This is a genomic window from Stenotrophomonas sp. 10L48, from assembly GCF_056395105.1.
Map to the genome: position 1 here is coordinate 1 of NZ_JBFTIX010000009.1, position 19,786 is coordinate 19,786.

Sequence of the window (19,786 nt, forward strand, 5' to 3'; positions counted from 1 at the left end):
CGTTCACTCTGAGCCAGGATCAAACTCTTCACTTAAAACTGCATTGTCCGAAGACAAAAATTTAAAGCTGCAGATGAATGATTCTGGCAACGTATCGCTTGCTTTAAAACAATTAATAGTTGCTTGATCAAACGTCTGCAAGATGGACAWTCATCCTTCCTGCAGGCGCCTTCACAAGATACCTGCGCATACTTTCAAAGATCGGGGGAAGTGGCCTCAGCGCCATTCCCGTGTGCTGCGAAGTTTCCTTCGTAGCGAGCCGCCCATTATAGCCGGCTTTTCCGCTTCGTCAACACCTTTTTTCAAGGCCGTCTCACCGAAGTGGACGTTGTTGCCGATGCTGCTTCGTCGTTGGACCCGAAGGCCTTTCGTCGTTGCGAGCCGCCTATTATGCCGGACTTTTCGAGTCCGTCAACACCTTCGTTCGATGATCTCGTCCGGCGGTGGTGGCGTTGCTGTTCGCGTTGCTGGCTTCCGAAGAAGTCGCCGCGCTGCAGCAAGGGAGCGAATTCTAGAGATCCTGCAGAATTCGTCAACACATTTTTTTCAGGAGCATGACAACGCATCGGCTGCTGCATGCACAACGGGCGTGCAACGATCACGGCGGCGTTGCCCGCGCGTTGCGCGGTCAACGCCGCAGGCGCTATCTATAGTGGGATGCATACAGGAAGGAGGACGATGGACACGACGGTACGACAGGGATGGTGGCGCGATCTTTCGATGCCGGCGATCGTCGCCGGCTTTATCACCGTGCTAGTCGGCTTCGCCAGCTCGGCGGTGATCGTGTTCCAGGCCGCGCAGGCCGTGGGTGCCGACCAGGCCCACATCGCCTCGTGGATGTGGGCGCTGGGGCTGGGCATGGGCGTGACCTGCATCGGCCTGTCACTGCGCTACCGGGTGCCGGTGGTCACCGCATGGTCGACGCCTGGGGCGGCGATGCTGGTCGTCGGTGCGGGTGGCGCCTCTCTGTCCGAGGCCACCGGTGCGTTCCTGCTTGCGGCAGTGCTGGGCATGCTCGCCGGCTTCTCGGGAGTGTTCGCCCGGCTGATGAAACGCGTGCCCATGGCCCTGGCCGCCGGCATGCTGGCCGGTGTACTGCTGCGCTTCGGGCTGGACGTGTTCGTGGCGATGAACATCCAGCGCGTGCTGGCATTGGCCATGTTCGCTACGTGGCTGCTGGGCCGCCGCCTGTTCCCCCGCTATGCGGTTATCGCCACCCTGCTGGTCGGCATCGGTATCGCTGCCAGCCAGGGTCTGCTGCATGCACAGCAGGTGCACCTGCAACTGGCGGTACCGCAATGGGTCACTCCCTCGCTATCGTGGACGGCGATGGTCGGCATCGCCCTGCCCCTGTTCGTGGTCACCATGGCGTCGCAGAACATTCCCGGTGTGGCGGTGATGCGCGCCTCCGGCTACGACGCGCCGGTGTCACCGGTGATCGGCTGGATCGGCGTGGTCAACACGCTGCTGGCGCCCTTCGGTGCCTACGCATTGAACCTGGCCGCCATCACCGCGGCGATCTGCATGGGCCGTGATGCCCACGAAGACCCGGCACGGCGCTACACGGCGGCGATGGCGGCCGGCGCCTTCTATATCGTCATCGGCCTGTTCGGGGCCACCGTAGCGGCCCTGTTCGCTGCCTTTCCCAAGGAACTGGTGGCCTGTGTGGCCGGCATCGCCCTGTTCGGCACCATCGGCAACAGCCTGGCCAGTGCATTGGCAGTGGAGCGCGACCGCGAGGCCGCGCTGGTCACTTTCCTGGTGACCGCCTCGGGCATGACGCTGGCCGGTGTCGGTTCTGCGTTCTGGGGCCTGGTCGCCGGAACGCTCTGCCTGTGGGTGCTGCGGCCGCGTTCGCCGGCTCAGTGATAGGTCTGCAGGAGGCCCTGGGTGATGTAACGCAGCGCGTAGATCAGGCCCAGGCAGACCACCACGGCCGAGGCGCGGGTGCCACCACGGCGAAGCAGCTCGGCGCGGATGCGGTTCGGCTGGCCGGCGTGGGTCGCCTGCACCCTCGCCAGCAGACGGCTGCAATGGCGCAGGTACAGGGCGTTGGCGAAGATGGCCAGGGCGATACGCGGGAGCAGCATGCCAAAGGCGATCTGCGGTATGCCCGCGTCGGCCAGCAGCATCAGGATCGGCAGCAGCGTGGTGACCAGGTAGAAGCCGATGGCGGCCAGGTACATCCGGCGATGCACCATCCACAGGATGCCGAACAGGAAGGCGGGCCAGTTCCAGCGGCGCGGAGGCTTCGGCAGCGCACTGTCCACATGCCAGAAACGACGGTAGGCGGCGGCATTGGGCCCGACCACCAGCGTCAGGTAGTCGGCATCTTCCAGTGCAGTGCCTACATCGGCGTCAGCGCCAGGCGCCAGATAGGGATTCTCGCTACCGGGCGAGGTCTGCGGATCGAGGGTGCTCATGCTGGCCATCCGTGCCAAGGGGGAAGCCCGCTATAGCGGCGCGCTGGACAGGATCTGAAGCAGAACATGACGCCCGCCCGGTGCCACGGTGACCACATCGGGCCCGGCGTTGGCCGCTTCCAGGCAGACATAGTCGCGCCAGCCGTCACCGACATCGGCCATCCTGGCGGCACCTTCGGCGCCAGGGTTCCATGCCACCAGCGAGCGGCTGCCTTCGGTACGGAGGTCGATGCGGCGCTTGAGCACCGGGTCGCGCAGCACATAGTGTCCGCCGGCCTGGGTGTAGATGCGGTCGCTGCGGCCCGGGTCACGCGGATCGCGCAGCGACCAGGGGCCCTGCTGGCGGCGCGGCTGGGCGTAGTTCTCGAACTTGTCGAGGTAGTCCAGGCCGTCGACGCCGTCGACATCGACCTTGCTGGCGTCACCGACACGGAAGTAGTTGTGCAGCGCCTGGGTGATGGTGGCCGGAGCCTTGCCGGTGTTCTCGGTGACCAGCTGCTGGCGCAGTTCACGGCCGACACGGACGGTCATGGTCAGGCGCAGGCCAAGGTTGTCCAACGCCGGCGGGGCCAGGGTCAGCTCGATGCTGCCATCGTCGAGCCGGCGCGCCTGCTGCAGTTCCCAGGGCAAGGTGCGCACGAAACCGTGGGCGGGCACGTCGTCGCCCTGCCCCTGGCGGCCGAAGTAGGGCCAGCACACCGGGCTGCCGCCACGGATCGGCGTGGGCAGCGCAGCACGCTTGGGCGAGAGCCACATCACATCGGGCTGGCCCTTGGGCACGAACGAGAGGAGTTGGCCGCCGAACACGCTGATCGCGGCGGTGGCCTGGGGAGTTTCCACCAGCCAGGCGTCGAGTCCCTGGAACTGGCCGCTGCTGACACCCTTTATCTGTTGCACGCTGGATCGACTCCGGATGGCCGGCGATTGCGCGGCACTGTAGTTGGTGGGAAGGCTGAAGCGGGTGGGCTTGGCCGGAACCTTCGCCTGCGGTTCGCTCTGCAGCGCGCGCAGGATGCGCTGGCCGGCGCGACCATCGGCGTCGGCCCACCCGAGCCGGCGCTGCTCGACCTGGATGGCACGACGACTGGCGGTACCGATCATGCCATCGGCGGCACCGATGTCATGGCCGCGCGCCAGCAACAGGGTCTGCAGCTGGCGGCGCTCGTCGCGGCCAAGGCCAGGATCATCGGTAGGCCAAGCGGTGACCAGTCCATTGCCCCCGCGCAGGCGGTCGGCCAGGGTAGCGATGGCCAACGCATAGCTCTCGGCCGCGTTGTAACTGTAGATCGCGTCGTAATTGCGGAACACCAGCAGCGCCGGGCCTTTTGTCCCGGCCGGCAGCAACAGCGCGGCGCGGGCGTCAGCGGGCAGGCCAGCCGGCGCCAGCGCGCTGCCGTCCAGACCGGTCACGCCCAGTGCGCGCCAGTCGGCCAGTGACCGGCGCTGGGTGCGTCCCGCCTGGCTGGCGTTGAATCCGGCCGGGACACGGACTTCCATGCCCCACGGTTCGCCGGTTCGCCAGCCGGCACGCTTCAGATAGTTGGCGGTGGAAGCCAATGCATCGGGAATGCTGCCGACCAGATCGCGGCGGCCATCGCCGTCACCATCAACGGCAATGCGTGCGTAGGTGCTGGGCATGAACTGGGTGTGGCCGAAGGCACCGGCCCAGGAACCGGTCAGGCCCTGCGCCTGCAGGTCGCCCTGGTCGATGAGCTTGATCAGCGCCAGCAGTTCGCCGCGGAAGAAGGGCTGCCGGCGGCCGGCACAGGACAGCGTAGCCAGCGACTGCAGCAGTGGGCGTTTGCCGAACACGCGGCCGTAGTCGCTCTCCACACCCCATACGGCGACGATGGTGACTGGATCGACGCCGTACTGCGCCGATACGCGCTGAAGCAGCTCACGGTGCTGCTGCAGCATGGCGCGACCGTCGTCCACGCGCTGGTGATCGACCAGTGCGGCCAGGTAGTCCCAGATCGGCGTGGTGAACTCCGGCTGCGCATCGAGCAGCGGCAGCACGGTAGGGTCGGGCTGCAGTCCGGCGGTGATCGCATTGAAGCGGTCAGCGGCAATGCCCTGGCTGGCAGCCGTCGCCTGCAGGCCCGCCATGCAGCGGGCAAACGCGGGATCAGCGGTTGCCGCTGCGACCGGCGGCGCGGCCGCTGGCATGGCAAGCGCGGCGGCCAGGCCGAGCGTGGTCAGAATGGGCATGGCGTCCTCCGTGTTGCCGGTGCTGCAGCCATGGTAACGCGGAGGGGCGGCAAGGTTGGTCGAGATTGCCGGCCAGCGGCCAGTACTACCTGTGCCTAGGGTGAGGGGCGCAGGAGGCGCAGGCCATAGGCGGGATCGTCCGCGTTCCAGGATGCCGCCACCTCCAGCCCTGCCTGCTGCAGCAGGTGGCCGAAGCTGGCATCGGTGTACTTGTGGCTGTACTCCACGCGGATCGGTTCGCCAGCGCTGAAGTGGAAGGTGCGGCCGTCGAGATGCACGTCCTGCTCGCGTTGGCTCACCAGATCGGTTTCGATGCGCAGGCGCGCGGTGCTGTAACGGGCCTGGTGACGGAAGCCGTCGAGATCGAAATCGCTGCCGACCTCGCGGTTGAGACGCGCCAGCAGGTTCAGGGTGAAGGCGGCGGTGACACCGTCGGCGTCGTTGTAGGCGGCCTCGATCAGTGCAGGGTCCTTGTGCAGATCGATGCCGACCAGGGCCAGGCCGTGCTTGCCCATGGTCTGGCGCATTGCGCGCAGCAGCGCGATCGCATCCTCATCGGCGAAGTTGCCCAGCGTGGAGCCCGGGAAGAACAGCAGCCGGCGCGCGGCAGGCCGCTCTGGCGCGGGGACCTGCACAGGGCGGGTGAAGTCGGCACACACCGGCAGCATTTCCACGTCCGGCAGCGCCGGGGCCAGATGGTCGATGCTGGACAGCAACGCCGCGCGCGAGATCTCGATGGGTGTGTAGGCCACCGGGTCCTGCAGGGCAGCCAGCAGGCGCGCGGTCTTGCGGCCGCTGCCGCTGCCCAGTTCGACCACATGCACGCGCGGACCCACCGCCTGCGCGATCTCCGGCAACACCCGGTCCAGCAGGGCCAGTTCGGTGCGTGTGGGGTAGTACTCGCGGGTGTGGGTGATCTGCTCGAACAAGCGCGAGCCGCGCGCGTCGTAGAAGTACTTGGAAGGCAGCTGGCGAGAGGCGTGCGACAACCCCGCCACGGCGTCGGCAAGGATCTGCTGGCGGCCGGGGGTAAGGTCGGTCAGCGCCTGCAGCGCATCCTGGACGGTACTCATGAAAGATCCCTTGCCAGGCGCAGGCCTGAGAACTGCCAACGCGCCGGTGGCATGAAGAAGTTGCGGTAGCTGGCCCGTACATGGCCGCGCGGCGTGGCGCAGCTGCCACCGCGCAGGACCCACTGGCCACACATGAATTTGCCGTTGTATTCGCCGAGGTTGCCGGCGAAGGGACGGAAGCCGGGATAGGCGCCATAGGCGCTGCTGGTCCATTCCCACACGTCGCCGAACAACTGGCGCAGCCCGTCGCCCTGCCCTGCCATCGGGTGCAGATGGTCGTCGTCGGCGAAGTGGCCTTCGACAGGCTGCGAGGCGGCGGCCGCTTCCCATTCGAATTCGGTGGGCAGGCGGGCGCCGGCCCAGCGGGCGCAGGCATCGGCTTCGTAGTAGCTGAGATGACAGACCGGCGCATGCGGATCGAGCTCGCGCCAGCCACCCAGGGTGAACTCGCGCAGCAGGTCGTCATCCCAGTACAGCGGATGCTGCCACTGCTCGGCCTCGCGCAGCGCCCAGCCTTCGCTCAGCCACCAGCGCGGATCGCGGTAGCCGCCGGCGTCGATGAAGGCGCGGTACTCGGCGTTGCTGAGCGGGCGTTCGGCGATGGCATGCGCAGGAAGCAGCACGCGATGCACGGGCGATTCATTGTCATAGGCGAAGGCTGCGTGCTGCGGCCAGGCGGACGCACCGATGCTGACGATGCGCTCGCCCTGTTCGACCCAACCCTGCGTGCCGAGGGCGCTGACGGCGATGGGCAGGTCTTCGCGGTACGGCGGCTGCAGCGGATTGCACCAGAAGGCGTGCTTGATGTCGGTGAGCAGCAGTTCCTGGTGTTGCTGTTCGTGCTGCAACCCCAGCTGCAGGTGCTGCAGGGCGTCGCTGCCGAGATCGCCATCGCGCAGTCCTGCCAGCACCTGCTCATCCACATGCTGGCGGTAGGCGTGGACCTGCTGCAGCGAGGGCCGCGACAGCAACCCGCGCTGAGGCCGTGCGTGGGCGGGGCCGAGACTCTTGTAGTAACTGTTGAACAGATAGTCCCAGGCCGGATCCCAAGGTGTGTAGCCGGGCTGGCTGGCCAGCACGAAGCGTTCGAAGAACCAGGTGGTGTGGGCCAGGTGCCACTTGGCCGGGCTGGCATCGGCCATGCTCTGCAGCAGGGCGTCTTCCGGGCTGAGGGGTGCGGCCAGCTGCACGCTGCGCCCCCGCACATGGGTGAAGTGGCGGGCGAGGTCACGCTGCGGGGCAGCGACGGCGGCGGGTACGCTGTCCATGCGACCAGCTTCGACCGCGGCTGGTGAGCGCGATGTCATGGCCCGGTGCCGCGGTGTTCACATCAGGCTGCGCGCATTCAAGAAGGGCACCGTTGCGCCGCTAACGGCAGTGCTGCGGCCGCGTCGTGACCGCGCTGGAATTCCGTGTGTCCCATCATCCGCTTCGACAGCCTGTGCACTATCTGTTCGTGCTGCCCGCCGTGCTGGTCGCGCTGGTGCTGTGGGCGAGCCTGGAAAGCGATGATGTCGGCCGCGCCGGGCAGCGCATCCTGCCGTGGTTGCTGGCCTGCCTGGGTGCAGGGCTGGCGCTGCTGTACAACCAGGTGCGCACGCTGTGCCTGTTGCTGCTGGTGGCGCTGGCCTTCGCGGTGCTGCACCAGGACCTTGGGCACTACCTGCGCGAGGGCCGGGTGACGGCGTTGACGCCACTGCGCTTCCACGCGATCTCGACCTGGCTGCCGTTGCTGTTCGCCGTCCATGCGTTGTGGCCCGAACGTGGCCGCCGCCGCCAGGACCTGCTGCTGAGGGCCACGACCAGTGGTGTTGCGGTGGCGATCTTCATCCTGCTTGCCGTACAGCAGCCACGGGGCATGCACGACCTGCTGTCGAACCGGCACTTCCCCTGGATACCGAGCGACTGGAACGCGCTGGCGCAGCTGCCTGCCGTGCTGTTCCTGCTGGCCACCGCTGCGCTGGCATGGCAGGCGTGGCGCCAGCCGCGGCCGCTGCATACGGCGATGCTGCTGGCCCTGCTGTGCCTTTGGTGGATGCTGCCGCGGATCTTCCTGCAGCCGGCACTGCTGCCGGCGCTGAGCGTAGCGGCGCTGCTGCTGATGCTGGGCGCGACCCTGCAGGAGTCCTTCCACATGGCCTTCGGCGACGAGCTGACCGGCCTGCCCGGTCGCCGTGCGTTCAACGAGACCCTCAAGCGCGCCACCGGCACTTACAGCATCGCGATGATCGACGTGGATCATTTCAAGAAATTCAACGACACCCACGGCCACGACACCGGCGATGACGTGCTGAAACTGGTGGCCTCACGGTTGTCGCGGGTGGGCGACGGCGGCCGTGCGTTCCGTTATGGCGGCGAGGAATTCGCCGTGGTTTTCCTCGACCGCCCGGCATCGGCGTGCGTGGACGCGGTGGAGGCGCTGCGACAGGGCATCGAGCAGAGCCGCATGCAACTGCGCGACCGCAGCACGCGCACCCGCGACGATACGCTCGGCCAGCAGCAGCGCGGGCGCGGCGGTGGCGGTGCGGTGGTGCAGGTAACCGTCAGCATCGGCCTGGCCGACAGCCGGGTCGATCGGCGCCCTGCCGGGGTGGTCAAAGCGGCCGACCAGGCGCTGTATGCGGCCAAGGAGGAAGGCCGCAACCGCGTGTGCGCGCATGGCGGCCAGCGCGTGCTGGCCGTGCGCGGCAGCCAGGCTCAGACGGCGTCGAGGTAGTACCAGCGACCCTCGACCCGCAGGAAGCGGCTGTGCTCGGTCATTTTCACCGCGCTGCCGCCACCGACGCGGTAACGGGCGGTGAAGCGGACCTCGGCACTGTCGCTGCCGGTCACCTGGTGGTCCTGCACGGTCAGGCCCAGCCATTGGGTGCGCTGGCCGGGGGCATCATCGAGCGACAGTTCTGCCGGACGGGTGTCCGGGTGCCAGGTGGCACGCAGGTAGTCCGGCAGGTGGCGCACATAGGCGCTGTAACGCGAGCGCATCAGGCGCTCGGCATCCGGCGCGGCGTCGCCGGCATGGAAGCGACCGCAGCAGGCAGCGTAGTCGGCGGCCAGGCCACAGGGACAGGGATCGGGGGCGGTTCGGCTCATTCGGGTATTGTCGCGTGGGCGGCGGCAATGTGACAGGCGTATGCTGTCGCGCCCCCACTTCGATCGATCGCCGTGCTGGAACTGATTCCTCCTGAGTTGTGGTGGCTGGTGGTGATCGCCTTCATTGCCGGCCTGGTCGATGCGGCCGTGGGCGGCGGCGGACTGGTGCAGCTGCCCGGCCTGTTCACGGTACTGCCGCAGCAGACCCCGGCGATGCTGTTTGGCACCAACAAGTTCAGCTCGATGTTCGGCACCGGCGCAGCGGCATGGCGCTATGCGCGCAACGTGCGCTTCCCGTGGAAGCCGGTGCTGTTCGCCGCCGGTACGGCCTTCGTGTTCTCCTTCCTTGGCGCTACGGCGGTCAGCCTGTTGCCCAAGGACGCAGTGCGGCCACTGGTGCTGGTGCTGCTGGTGGCGATGTTGGCCTACACGCTGTGGAAGAAGGACTTCGGCGCGCTGCACCGGCCGCAGGACATCGGCCGCCGCGAGCTGGTGATCGCGCTGGCGATCGGTGCGGCGATCGGCTTCTACGATGGCTTCTTCGGGCCCGGCACCGGCAGCTTCCTGATCTTCCTGTTCGTGCGCTTCTTCGGGCTGGACTTCCTGCGCGCGTCGGCCGCGTCGAAGGTGGTGAACCTGGCGACGAACGTGGCGGCGATCTCGTTCTTCGTACCGACCGGCAACATCCTGTGGCTGTTCGCGCTGCCGATGGCGGCGGCCAACATCATCGGTTCGGTGGTGGGCACGCGGTTGGCGCTGAAGGGCGGCACGCCGTTCATCCGCAAACTGTTCGTGGGCCTGGTGGTGGTGCTGATCGCGCGGATGGCGTGGGATACGTTCCGCAGTGCGTAAACGCGGTTGCCGGCCAGCGGCCGGCACCACCACTATCGGGATTCATGACCCGGTAGGTGCCAACCTTGGTTGGCACAGCGTTTCCAGAGCGGTCAGGCTTCGGCTTCTTCCGGTTCGTCGGCCTGCTGGCGGCTGCGCTCCGGCAGCTTCAGGCGCTTGCCTTCTTCGTCGTACTCGATGAGCAGCACGCCCGAATCGTGGCGGCCACTGATCTCGACGAAGCAGGCGCCACCGATGAACGGTTCCAGCGTCATCACCGATTTCAGCGGGGTGGCCACCACCATCTGGAAACCGAAGTTGTCGAAGATGTTCATCGCCAGCGCGGTGAACTCGTTGTCGGCCTTGTCGAAGGCTTCGTCGAGCACGACTGCGGCGTAGCTGGGCAGCTGGCTGTCGGCGCCGCCGAGCTGGTAGCGCAGCGCCGCCGCCAGGCAGGTGGTGGCCAGCTTCTGCCGCTGGCCACCGGATTTGCCGGCGCCGCTGCGGTAGATCTCGACCTGCTGGCGCGTTTCCACATCCAGCTCCACGCCGATGAACTCCACGTGCAGGCGTACGTCCAGCACCACTTCGCGCCAGCGCTTGTCTTCGCCTTCCTGCGAACCGAGGCGGTTGACCAGCTGGCGCAGGACGGTGAACTGCGTTTCGGCCAGGTCGCGCTGCTCGGTCTGCTGCTGCGACAACACCTCGCGCAGCTGCTGGTGGAACTCCTGCACTTCCGGCAGGCGCCGGTCGTTCAGTTCGATGGTCAGCAGGGTGCCACGGTTGAAGGGCACCTGCTCCAGGCTGGCGTTGACTTCGTCCAGGCGCTGGCCGATCGACTTGCGGGCCTCGGCGCTGTGACGCTGCAGCGCGAGCAGGTTGTTCTTGCTCTGGTTCTGCAGCAGGTCGAAGAAGCGTTCTTCGTGCTGCGGCAGGCCATCGCGTTCAAGGCGTTCGAGGCGAGCGAGGAAATCCTCGGCCGAGGCCACCGACACGGTGAAGTCGCCCGATTCTTCCGGCCACTGCTGGATGAAGCGACGGAAGCAGCCAAGCAGCAGGTTCTCGATGCGGTTGACGTCCTGCTGCGAAGACGAGAGCTGTTCGTTCAGCGCGTTGCTGACCTGGCGCATGTGCGCTTCCAGCGTTTCCAGGCTGAGCGGGCCCTGCTCCTGCAGGCGCTCGGCCAAGCCGGCTTCCTGGTCTTCGGCCAGCGCTGGCAGGACCAGTGCACGGCTCTGCTGGCGGGCACGGTCCAGGCGGTCGCGTTCGCGCACCAGCTGGCCGCGCTCGACGCGGGTGTCTTCGTAAGTGCGGCGGGCCTGCTCGATATCGGCGCGGGTGGCGTCGATCTGCTGGGCGATCCTGGCCAGGTCGGCATTGCCTTCGCGCAGGGCGTGCAGGCTGGCCTCGATGTCGGCCAGGCGCTGCTGCGGCGCGGCGACGTCGATTTCGTTCCAGCTGATGCCGACCAGCTGGTGGCAGGCCAGGCGACGTTCGTTGTCGCGGTCACGCTGGCTGCGCAGGCGCGCGATGTCGGTATCGCAGCTGGCGATACGGGCGGCCAGCTCCTGGGCTTCCTTCTCGAAGACGGCCAGCTTGTCGCGGTTGCTGAAGCCCAGCAGCCAGCGGCGGCGATCATTGACCGCACTGCGGTCGTCCTTCTCGAAGCGATCGCCCGGATGCTTGACCTGGCCTTCGCGGGTGATGCCGCGGTCGACGTTGCGCAGCTGCTTGGCGTCCACGCACTCGTAGTCGAAGCGCTTGCCCAGCTCGCGCCGCAGCCAGCTTTCGAACACGTGATCACGCAGTTCCAGCTTGTGCAGCAGCGACTTGGCGGACGGTTCGCGGGCGAACGCATCATCATTGCGACGCACGCGGTAGTAGGTGAAACGCATGCCCAGATGGGTGCGGTTCACCCATTCGGCGACGTCGTTGTAATGCTTGTCATCGACCAGCAGCGATTGCGCGAAACCACCGAGCACGCGCTCGATCGCGCCCTGCCAGCTCTGCTCTTCCGAGCGGACCTGGATCAGTTCGCCGACGAACGGCAGGGCCGCTTCGGAGATGCCGGTTTCTTCGGCCAGGCGTGCGCGCAGCTTCTGCATCGGCGCAGGAATGCTGGAGGGTGTGCGCTGCATCGCCTCCAGTTCGCCACGCACTTCGGAGAAGCGCCGCTCGTCGTCGCGCTTGCCGCCCAACCGTTCGCTGATGGCGTCGTCCAGGGCGCTCGACGCACGCTGACGGTCTTCCAGTTCGGATTGCGCCTGCTCGACCAGCTCGGCGAAGCCATGTGCATCCTCGGGCAGCGCGGCCTGCAGCTTCTGTGCGGCGTCACGCGCCTGCGCCTGCTTGGCCAGGCGGCGATCACGTTCGGCTTCGGCGCGGCCCTGCTCGCGTTCCAGTTCCTCGATGCGCTCACCACCCTGCTGGCGGCGCTGCAGTTCCAGCTCGGCCAGTCGTTCGGTGTGGTTGTCCAGCGCCGCACGACGCTGCGCTTCTTCGCCCAGCAGGCCACGATCGCGCGTGTCCATCTCGCGCAGGCGTGCTTCGATCAGCAACTGGCGGCGGCTTTCGCGGAAGCTGTCGATGCCGAGCTTGAGCGCTTCGTCGTCGCCGCGACGGCGACTCATCGCCTGCAGATCGCCATAGTGCTCGCGCGCCGGCTGCAGGGTTTCGACCTGACGCCGCGCGGTGACCACGGCCTGGTGCGCGCCATCGAGTTCGGCGAAATCGCTGACCAGTCGTTCGGCAGCGTCGAAGGTCTTCGGCGTGTCGAGCATGAAGTCGCGCAGGAAGACGTTCAGGTCACCCAGGTTCTTCGCCGACTGCGTCTTGTGCAGCAGCCGCAGCGCCATCTCGTTGTCGATGCCGAGCAGGTGGCGGAATCGTTCGGCATAGCCGGAGAACGTGTCGAAGTGATGGACGTCGGCCAACTTCTGCTTGAGCTTGCGCAGGTCCAGATCGAAGCCGCCCAGATCCTTGGCGATGTCGAACGGACGCTCGGCAATCATGTAGTGCTTGCGCACGTCACCGGCGGAGGTGCTGCTGCCGGCGATCCAGAGCAGGCGTACCAGGCTGACCACGCGGCCATCGCCGGCGCGGTACTCCAGCACCAGCGCGGTCCAGGTCGCGCCCTTGCGCAGGTACTGGGTGGCGATTTCACCGGTGCCACTGTCCTGCTGGTCGGCCCACGCGCCGCGCACGTAGGACACCAGGTTGCGGTCGCGGCCGCTGCGTTCGGCTTCACGCGCTGCGGCGTTGAAGTCGACGATGGCCGGTGGCGTCAGCAGGGCGGACATGGCATCGAGCAGGGTCGACTTGCCCGAACCGGAGCGGCCGACGAACAGGAAGCCGCGCTCGGCGATCGGCACTTCGGTCAGGCCGTTGAAGGTGCCCCAGTTGTGCACCTGCAGGCGGCGCATGCGGAACTGCTGCAGGCGCGGGTCCGGCAGGCCTTCGTTGAACAGGGCGGGAGTGTGCTTGGAAATGGCCATGCGGTGCTCGGGTCTCTCAGGCTTCAGCGGCCGGGGTTTCGCGCAGCTGGCGGTAAACCGCCGACAGCTGGGATACGTCTTCGGCGGAGAACAGCAGCTTCAACGCCGGCGAGACTTCGTGGCGATCTTCCTGGCCGCCGAGGCGGGTCAGGATGTGGTTGTCCTTCATCTTCTGCACCGCCGAGGCGACACGGCGGTTGAAGCCGGCGCGGTCGGTGGACAGGTTCTTTTCGTAGATGGCCAGTGCTTCGGCCATTTCGGCATCGGCGACCACGGCGCGGTTGCCACGCGCATCGGCTTCGCCCAGTTGCTGGCGCAGGTACAGCAGCAGCACCGAATCGATGAAGGTCAGCGGCGAGGTGCGCAGCAGTACCGGTGCATCGACATCTTCGGTGTCGGCCTGGCGGGTGAACGCCACGCCACTGTCACGGTCGAGCACCAGTTCCAGGAACAGGTCCGACAGCGCCGAGCGGATACCGGCTTCGCTGCGGATCAGTGCCGGCCACAGCTTGGCGTGACGCAGCTGGTCGATGCTGGGACCGATCAGCAGCTGGCACAGCGCGCGGCGCGCATCCAGCGGCAGGCGGCCGGTATCGCCCATGTAGTAGACGTCGTTGCCGCGCCGGGGCTGGGCCACGGTCGCCACCGGTTCGGCCTGGTACGCGTCTTCGGCCAGGTCGGCATGCGGTGCATCGATGGGGTCTTCATGCCAGCTCATGGCGTCTCTCCTGGGTAAACCAAACCAGCGGGATGCGGGCACGACGGATCTGTCCGTCGCCACCTCGCCATTCGGCAAGCTCCTGTTCGCCGGCGATCACGCTGCCAAAGCGCGTGCCCAGCGAGAGGTAACCGATGACACTGCCCAGCCCCTGCGGCGCTTCGCGCTGCGACAGGGCCTGGGCAATGCTGAGTTTCGGCTGCCTGTCGAGCAGGTCGTGCAGGTCGCGGCGCAGGGTGCGGAAATCGATTTCCGACGACGCCACCAGATCGCCCACGCTTTCCAGGCTGATGCTGGCCGCATCGTTGTATTCGACGTTGCCATCGACCTGCGCGCTGCGCGGGTCGTGCAGCTTCCACTGCGACCACGAACGCAGGCGGCTGGTGGTCAGCTGCAGGTCGCGGCCAATGGCGCGCTGCGCCGGGAAGTCATCGCGCAGTGCCAGTGCTTCGGACTGCGCCTGCTTCAACAGCTGGTTGAGGCGGCGCTGTTCCAGGTAGCCACGGCTCTGCACGAATCCACGCAGGCTGCGCGCGAAGTTCTGCAGCACGTCATGCACCTGGCCACCACGCTCGAGCATGGTGCTGGTGAAGCCGCGCAGGAAGTTGCGCTCGTTGCGATCCAGCCGCCGGGCGAAGCCACGGGCCAGCAGCGTTTCCAGCGCGGCATCGAGCTGGGCGCTCTGTTCGGCGTCGTTGAGCAGGCGCCAGAACGCCTGGAAACTACGCCCCGCGTCGCTCTCGCCGATCACGTCCACGCCTTCGAACAGCTTGGACAGCACGTCGCCGCGCTCGCCTTCGTCATCGATGATGCGTTCGCGGAAATCACGGTTGAGCTGTTCGAAGTCGTCGCGCACGCGTCGGAAGTCTTCGGTCAACTCGTCGGCCAGACCGATGATCTGCCGCGTACGTTCCAGCGCGCGTTTGCCGTCCAGGGCCGTCACACGGCCAGCGCTGACACGGGCGATCTCGGCATCGATGCGATCGCGCTCGTCGCGTAGTGCGGACAGGCGTGCGTCCGGGTCGGCCTCGGTCTGCGCGGCCAGCTGCGACAGCTGCTCGATCACCAGTGCCAGACGGCTCTCGGTGGCGGCCACGCGGGCCTGCTCCATGCTGTCGGCGAAGCGGATCGCCTGCAGCGCCTGGGTCGAGAGCTCGTACTGCTCCTGGTCGGCGCCTTCAGGCAGCCGGCGTTCCAGCCAGCCCTGCGCGAGCCAATGGGCGACGTAGGCCTGCGCGGTCCGCGGCAGCTCGCGCGACAACTCGTCGCCGTTGAGCTGGTCCAGCGCACGCTGCAGGCGCTCGTTGAGGACCGATGCCGGCAACGTGCGATCGCCGTCCATCAGCAGGCCCTGCAGCAGGCCGATGATTTCCGGTGCGTGGTCGGCGGCGAGCAGCTTCCATTGCGGCTGTTCGCGCAGGTGGCGATAACGGGTGATACGTTCGCGGTGCTTCATGCAGCGAGATCGGTCGGAAGGGCGCGGCGGCCAGCGCGCGCGCAAAGGCGCGGCGCAGGCACGGCGAAAGCGGCGGCCACGCGCGGCCGCCACCGGGAGGCGACGGCGCTCAGCGCTTGCCGCCCACTTCGATGAAGCGCAGGAACTCGGCGCGGGTGCGGGCATCCTCGCGGAAGCTGCCCAGCATCTTCGAGGTGACCATGCTGACGCCGCGCTTGTGGATGCCGCGGGTGGTCATGCACTCATGGGCGCCTTCGACAACGACGCCGACACCGACCGGCTGCAGCACGTCCTGGATGCACTGGGCGATCTGCGCGGTCATCTTTTCCTGGACCTGGAAGCGGCGGGCGTAGGCTTCGACCACGCGTGCCAGCTTGCTGATGCCCACCACCTTGCCGGCCGGCAGGTAGCCGACGTGCACGCGGCCGATGATCGGCGCCATGTGGTGCTCGCAGTGGCTTTCGTATTCGATGTCGCGCAGGACGATCAGCTCGTCGTAGCCGGCCACTTCCTCGAAGGTGCGTTCCATGTAGGCGCGCGGGTCGTCGCGGTAGCCGCTGAACCAGTCGCCATAGGCTTCGGCCACGCGGCGCGGGGTATCCAGCAGGCCTTCGCGGGTCGGGTCCTCACCGGCCCAACGCAGCAGGGTGCGCACGGCATCCTCGGCCTGGACCTGGGTCACTTCGCCCTGCGGGGCGGCCTTTTCGTTGTTCTTGCTCATTGCATACAGCGCCCGAACGGGGGGCGAGCATCGTACCCGACCGGGGGGTGGGTCGTCCTCTGGGGACGGTTCATCGGGGGTCGTCGTGGTGCGTCATTGCTATCGGTCTGGAGGGGGTGAGGGGGCTGCGCAGGACACGCCCTGAACCCGTCCATGGGGGCTCGATGGCGCCATCCATGGCGCCAACGGTCCTGCGCAGCCCCCTCACCCCCTCCCCGACAGTTTCCTGCGGGCGCGGCCGGACCGCCCGAAAGCGGGGTCAAAAGCTGGGGGTTCATGGCTTCGGAGAGTGATCTGGTAGCGCCGGGCCATGCCCGGCGAGCGGAGCGGGTGCCACCAGGAGCCGCCGGGCATGGCCCGGCGCTACCGCTCTTGTTCTTGAAGAGCCAACCCTCCGCGCCCGCGGGATGTGGGGTGGGTGGCGGAGGGCCGGGCGGGGTAGGACCGTGAGGCGCATGGATGCGCCGATCGAGCTTACAGGGACGTACTTGCAGCGTGTCCTACCCCGCCCGGCCCTCCGCCACCCCAACCGATAGCCAGCAGGCGCAACGCTTTCCTCAATACACCCAACCCATTCAGCAAAGCCTATTGATAGGAATGAAATTAGTAGTATCCTATCTATTACTTATGGACCGACCCCTCGACGAGCGCACCGTGCTGCAGATGCAGCTCAGCTCCGGCCTGCTGTACGCAGGGCGGCAGTGGCAGCGCCTGGCCGACAGCCGGTTGGGCAGCTACGGCATCTCCACCGCCTGCACCATGCCCCTGCTGATGATCGGCCGCTCCGGCGGTGGCATCCGCCAGGTCGCGCTGGCGCAGCAGCTGGGCATGGAAGGCCCTTCCCTGGTGCGCCTGCTGGACAAGCTCTGCGCCAGTGGGCTGGTCCGCCGCGAATGCGATGCCAGCGACCGCCGCGCCAACCTGCTGTGGCTGACCGAGGAAGGCCAGGCGTTGGTGCGCGAACTGGAAGACCAGTTGATCGGCCTGCGCCAGGACGTGTTCGGCGAGCTTTCCATGGATGAACTGCATGCCGTGCTGAAGGCATGGCGCCTGCTGGCCGAGGCTGCCGACCGCATCACGTAAGCCCGTTGTCGGTGAATACCGCCGCTGCCGTGCATGCGCCAGCGGCTTTTGCCCGTTGCCGTTGTCCTGTTCCACCTCCCCTTCCCCTACCGTCCCCGCCCCTACCGATGCCCGGTGAATTCAGTCTCCACGGAGTGTTCGTCCCGACCCTGCTCGGGTTGATGGTGTTGGCCTACCTGGTCAACAGCGGCCTGCACGCGCTGCTGCAGCGTGCCGGTGCCTATCGCCACGTATGGCACCCGGCGCTGTTCAACCTGGCCTTGTACGGGATCGTGCTGGGCCTGCTGTTCCACCTCCTGCGTTGGATGCAATCGTGAACAAGATCGTGAAGAAGACTCTGCCGGTGCTGCTTACCTGCGCAGCCGTGATCGTCGCCCTGCTGGTGCTGCGCCAGCTGTGGGTCTACTACATGGATGAGCCGTGGACCCGCGACGCCCACGTCGGCGCCGACGTGGTGCAGGTCGCGCCGGATGTGTCCGGCCTGGTCGAAACGGTGCAGGTAGCCGACAACCAGGCAGTGAAAAAGGGCGACCTGCTGTTCGTGATCGATCGCGCGCGCTACCGCATCGCGCTGGAGCAGAGCCGCGCCAGCCTGGCCGAACGCCAGGCATCGGTCGCGCAGCTGCGCCGTGAGATAGGACGCGACCGCAGCCTGCAGGATCTGGTGGCCGCCGAGGACGCCGAAGTGCGCCGGGCCAAGCTGCAGGCCGCACAGGCCGCATTGGCCACCGCACAGGCCGCGGTCGACCTGGCCGAACTCAACCTGGCCCGCACCGAAGTGCGTGCACCGGCCAATGGCCGGGTCAACGACCGCACCATGCGCGTGGGCGACTACGTGGTGGCCGGCAAGCCGGTGCTGGCACTGCTGGATACCGGTTCGTTCCGCATCGATGGCTACTTCGAGGAAACCCGCCTGCGCGGCGTGGCCCCGGGGCAGCGCGTGGACATCCGCCTGATGGGCGAGGACACCCCTCTGCACGGCCATGTCGAAAGCATCGCCGCCGGCATCGAGGATCGCTACCGCAGCAATGGCAGCACCCTGCTGCCGAACGTGACCCCGGCCTTCGACTGGGTGCGGCTGGCGCAGCGCATCCCGGTGCGCATCGCCATCGACGAGGTGCCTGCCGGCGTGGAGCTGATCGCCGGGCGCACCGCCACGGTGACCGTGGATACCGGCCGCCACGTGCAGAACAAGAAGGCCGGCGCTGCGCCGACACAGGCGGGCCTGTGAACGCCGCCCTGCCCCGCCTTGGCCTGATCGTCGCGCTGGCCAGCCTGGCTGCGTGCAGAACCGTCGGCCCGGATTACGCATTGCCCGAGGGCTCGGCGTTCAAGCGGCCGCAGGCGAATGCCGCGTTCATCGATACCCACAACCCCGAAGTGGCTGCCAACCAGGCACTGCCGGCACGCTGGTGGTCGCTGTACAACGACCCGGTGCTGGATGGGCTGATCACCCAGGCGCTGCGCGACAACGTCGAACTGAAGGCTGCCGACGCGCATCTGCGCCGCGCTGCTGCGGTGTACGAGCAGGCGATGGACGCCGGTGGCTTCGAGTACGAGGCCGAAGCCGGCGTCAGCCGCGCACAGTTGTCGGCCGAGTCGTTCCTGCAGGAGCACGAGCTGCCGGTGATCAACCTGGCCGACGGCAAGTTCGCGGTGAGCTACCAGTTCGACCTGTTCGGCAAGCTCAAGCGCGGTGCCGAAGCAGCCCGCGCCGACGAACAGTCGGTGGCCGCTGCACGTGACCTGGCCCAGGTGAGCGTGGTGGCCGAGGTGGCCGACAGCTACCTGGAGATCTGCCACGCCAACCATGAGCTGCATGTCGCCGAGCATTCCCTGCAGCTGCAGCAGCGCAGCCGTTCGGTCACCCAGCGGTTGATCAGCGCAGGCCGCGGCACGCCGCCGGAACTGGCGCGCGCCAATGCCCAGGTCGCGCTGCTGGAAGCCGCATTGCCCCCGCTGCAGGCGCAGCGTTCGGCCGCCGCCTATTCGCTGGCGGCACTGCTTGGGCAGACCCCGGGCCAGCTGCCGGCCGGGGTGATCGACTGCGCGCACGCACCCACCCTTGCCCAGCCGCTGCCGGTCGGTGATGGCCGCGCGCTGCTGCAGCGCCGTCCCGACATCCGCCAGGCCGAACGCAAGCTGGCCTCGGCCACCGCACGGATTGGTGTCGCCACTGCCGAGCTGTACCCGGACATCCGCCTGGGCGCCTCGGTCGGCGCCGCCGGCCTGCTGGAAGACTTCGGCCAGCCGATGACCCAGCAGTGGTCGTTCGGCCCGCTGATCTCGTGGACGCTGCCGTCCTCGGGCACGCATGCACGCATCCACGCCGCCGAGGCTGGCGCCGATGCGGCGCTGGCCGAGTTCGACCATGCCGTGCTGCAGGCACTGCGCGAAACACAGACCGCACTGGACCGCTATGCGCAGGATCTGCGCCGCCTGCAGTCGTTGCGCGTGGCGCAGGAGCAGGCTGCGATGGCCGCAGAGCAGAACCGCCGGCTGTACCAGGGTGGCCGCACGCCGTACCTGTCCAGCCTGGATGCCGACCGCAGCCTGGCCAGCAGCGATGCCACCCTGGCCGCGGCCGAAGCCCAGGTCTCGCGCGACCAGATCCATCTGTTCCTGGTACTGGGCGGTGGCTGGCAGGACAGTGCCGCGTCTGCGTCTGCGCCGACGGCGGCGAGGTAAG

The 19,786-nt window shown here is 67.5% G+C and carries 16 protein-coding genes; 7 read left to right on the forward strand and 9 right to left on the reverse strand.

Annotation, left to right across the window (positions count from 1 at the left end):
* Positions 1-678 precede the first annotated feature (678 nt).
* Complete coding sequence (locus AC1DCU_RS15780) at positions 679-1,869, forward strand: benzoate/H(+) symporter BenE family transporter (protein ID WP_442252194.1); 1,191 nt, start codon at positions 679-681, stop codon at positions 1,867-1,869.
* On the opposite strand, the gene AC1DCU_RS15785 is transcribed toward AC1DCU_RS15780, so the two are convergent.
* The 4 genes from AC1DCU_RS15785 to egtB all read right to left on the reverse strand — a co-directional run bounded on the left by AC1DCU_RS15785 (position 1,863) and on the right by egtB (position 6,972).
* Positions 1,863-2,423, reverse strand: a complete 561-nt coding sequence (locus tag AC1DCU_RS15785) for a DUF2628 domain-containing protein (RefSeq protein ID WP_099786369.1) — start codon at positions 2,421-2,423, stop codon at positions 1,863-1,865. The two genes, AC1DCU_RS15780 and AC1DCU_RS15785, sit on opposite strands and share 7 nt — an antisense overlap.
* Positions 2,424-2,453: 30 nt before the next feature.
* Entirely contained in the window at positions 2,454-4,589 is a 2,136-nt protein-coding gene (locus tag AC1DCU_RS15790) for a lytic murein transglycosylase (protein WP_442252195.1), read from the reverse strand.
* Between the two features lie 137 nt (positions 4,590-4,726).
* A complete protein-coding gene (egtD, locus tag AC1DCU_RS15795) occupies positions 4,727-5,704 on the reverse strand; it encodes an L-histidine N(alpha)-methyltransferase (RefSeq protein ID WP_279208634.1) in 978 nt (325 codons plus the stop codon).
* Complete coding sequence (egtB, locus tag AC1DCU_RS15800; protein WP_032978548.1) at positions 5,701-6,972, reverse strand: ergothioneine biosynthesis protein EgtB; 1,272 nt, start codon at positions 6,970-6,972, stop codon at positions 5,701-5,703. Before egtB ends, egtD begins: the two co-directional genes overlap by 4 nt.
* Positions 6,973-7,118: 146 nt before the next feature.
* Here egtB and AC1DCU_RS15805 point away from each other — a divergent pair, with 146 nt between their 5' ends.
* Positions 7,119-8,420, forward strand: coding sequence for a GGDEF domain-containing protein (locus tag AC1DCU_RS15805; protein ID WP_032978589.1), 1,302 nt, complete (start codon positions 7,119-7,121; stop codon positions 8,418-8,420).
* On the opposite strand, the gene AC1DCU_RS15810 is transcribed toward AC1DCU_RS15805, so the two are convergent.
* A complete protein-coding gene (locus AC1DCU_RS15810) occupies positions 8,402-8,794 on the reverse strand; it encodes a YchJ family metal-binding protein (RefSeq protein WP_032978546.1) in 393 nt (130 codons plus the stop codon). The genes AC1DCU_RS15805 and AC1DCU_RS15810 overlap by 19 nt on opposite strands.
* A gap of 72 nt (positions 8,795-8,866) precedes the next feature.
* Between AC1DCU_RS15810 and AC1DCU_RS15815 the strand changes: the two genes are divergently transcribed.
* Entirely contained in the window at positions 8,867-9,646 is a 780-nt protein-coding gene (locus AC1DCU_RS15815) for a sulfite exporter TauE/SafE family protein (RefSeq protein ID WP_025875666.1), read from the forward strand.
* Positions 9,647-9,738: 92 nt separating this feature from the next.
* On the opposite strand, the gene AC1DCU_RS15820 is transcribed toward AC1DCU_RS15815, so the two are convergent.
* The 4 genes from AC1DCU_RS15820 to folE all read right to left on the reverse strand — a co-directional run bounded on the left by AC1DCU_RS15820 (position 9,739) and on the right by folE (position 16,014).
* Positions 9,739-13,119, reverse strand: a complete 3,381-nt coding sequence (locus AC1DCU_RS15820) for an ATP-binding protein (protein ID WP_032978542.1) — start codon at positions 13,117-13,119, stop codon at positions 9,739-9,741.
* Between the two features lie 16 nt (positions 13,120-13,135).
* A complete protein-coding gene (locus AC1DCU_RS15825) occupies positions 13,136-13,837 on the reverse strand; it encodes a DUF4194 domain-containing protein (RefSeq protein ID WP_025875661.1) in 702 nt (233 codons plus the stop codon).
* The gene (locus AC1DCU_RS15830; protein ID WP_025875659.1) at positions 13,824-15,293 is read right to left on the reverse strand and encodes a DUF3375 domain-containing protein; all 1,470 of its coding nucleotides are present in this window, start codon (positions 15,291-15,293) and stop codon (positions 13,824-13,826) included. The genes AC1DCU_RS15825 and AC1DCU_RS15830 overlap by 14 nt, the downstream gene beginning before the upstream one ends.
* 109 nt (positions 15,294-15,402) lie before the next feature.
* Positions 15,403-16,014, reverse strand: a complete 612-nt coding sequence (gene folE, locus AC1DCU_RS15835; protein WP_025875657.1) for a GTP cyclohydrolase I FolE — start codon at positions 16,012-16,014, stop codon at positions 15,403-15,405.
* A gap of 627 nt (positions 16,015-16,641) precedes the next feature.
* Between folE and AC1DCU_RS15840 the strand changes: the two genes are divergently transcribed.
* From AC1DCU_RS15840 to AC1DCU_RS15855, 4 genes are all read left to right on the forward strand, one after another.
* Positions 16,642-17,097, forward strand: coding sequence for a MarR family winged helix-turn-helix transcriptional regulator (locus tag AC1DCU_RS15840; protein ID WP_025875653.1), 456 nt, complete (start codon positions 16,642-16,644; stop codon positions 17,095-17,097).
* Positions 17,098-17,204: 107 nt separating this feature from the next.
* On the forward strand, positions 17,205-17,414 hold the full coding sequence (locus AC1DCU_RS15845; RefSeq protein WP_025875651.1) for a DUF1656 domain-containing protein: 210 nt from the start codon (positions 17,205-17,207) through the stop codon (positions 17,412-17,414).
* A complete protein-coding gene (locus tag AC1DCU_RS15850; RefSeq protein ID WP_025875649.1) occupies positions 17,411-18,328 on the forward strand; it encodes an efflux RND transporter periplasmic adaptor subunit in 918 nt (305 codons plus the stop codon). Before AC1DCU_RS15845 ends, AC1DCU_RS15850 begins: the two co-directional genes overlap by 4 nt.
* A complete protein-coding gene (locus tag AC1DCU_RS15855; RefSeq protein ID WP_032978539.1) occupies positions 18,325-19,785 on the forward strand; it encodes an efflux transporter outer membrane subunit in 1,461 nt (486 codons plus the stop codon). Before AC1DCU_RS15850 ends, AC1DCU_RS15855 begins: the two co-directional genes overlap by 4 nt.
* Position 19,786: the final 1 nt, after the last annotated feature.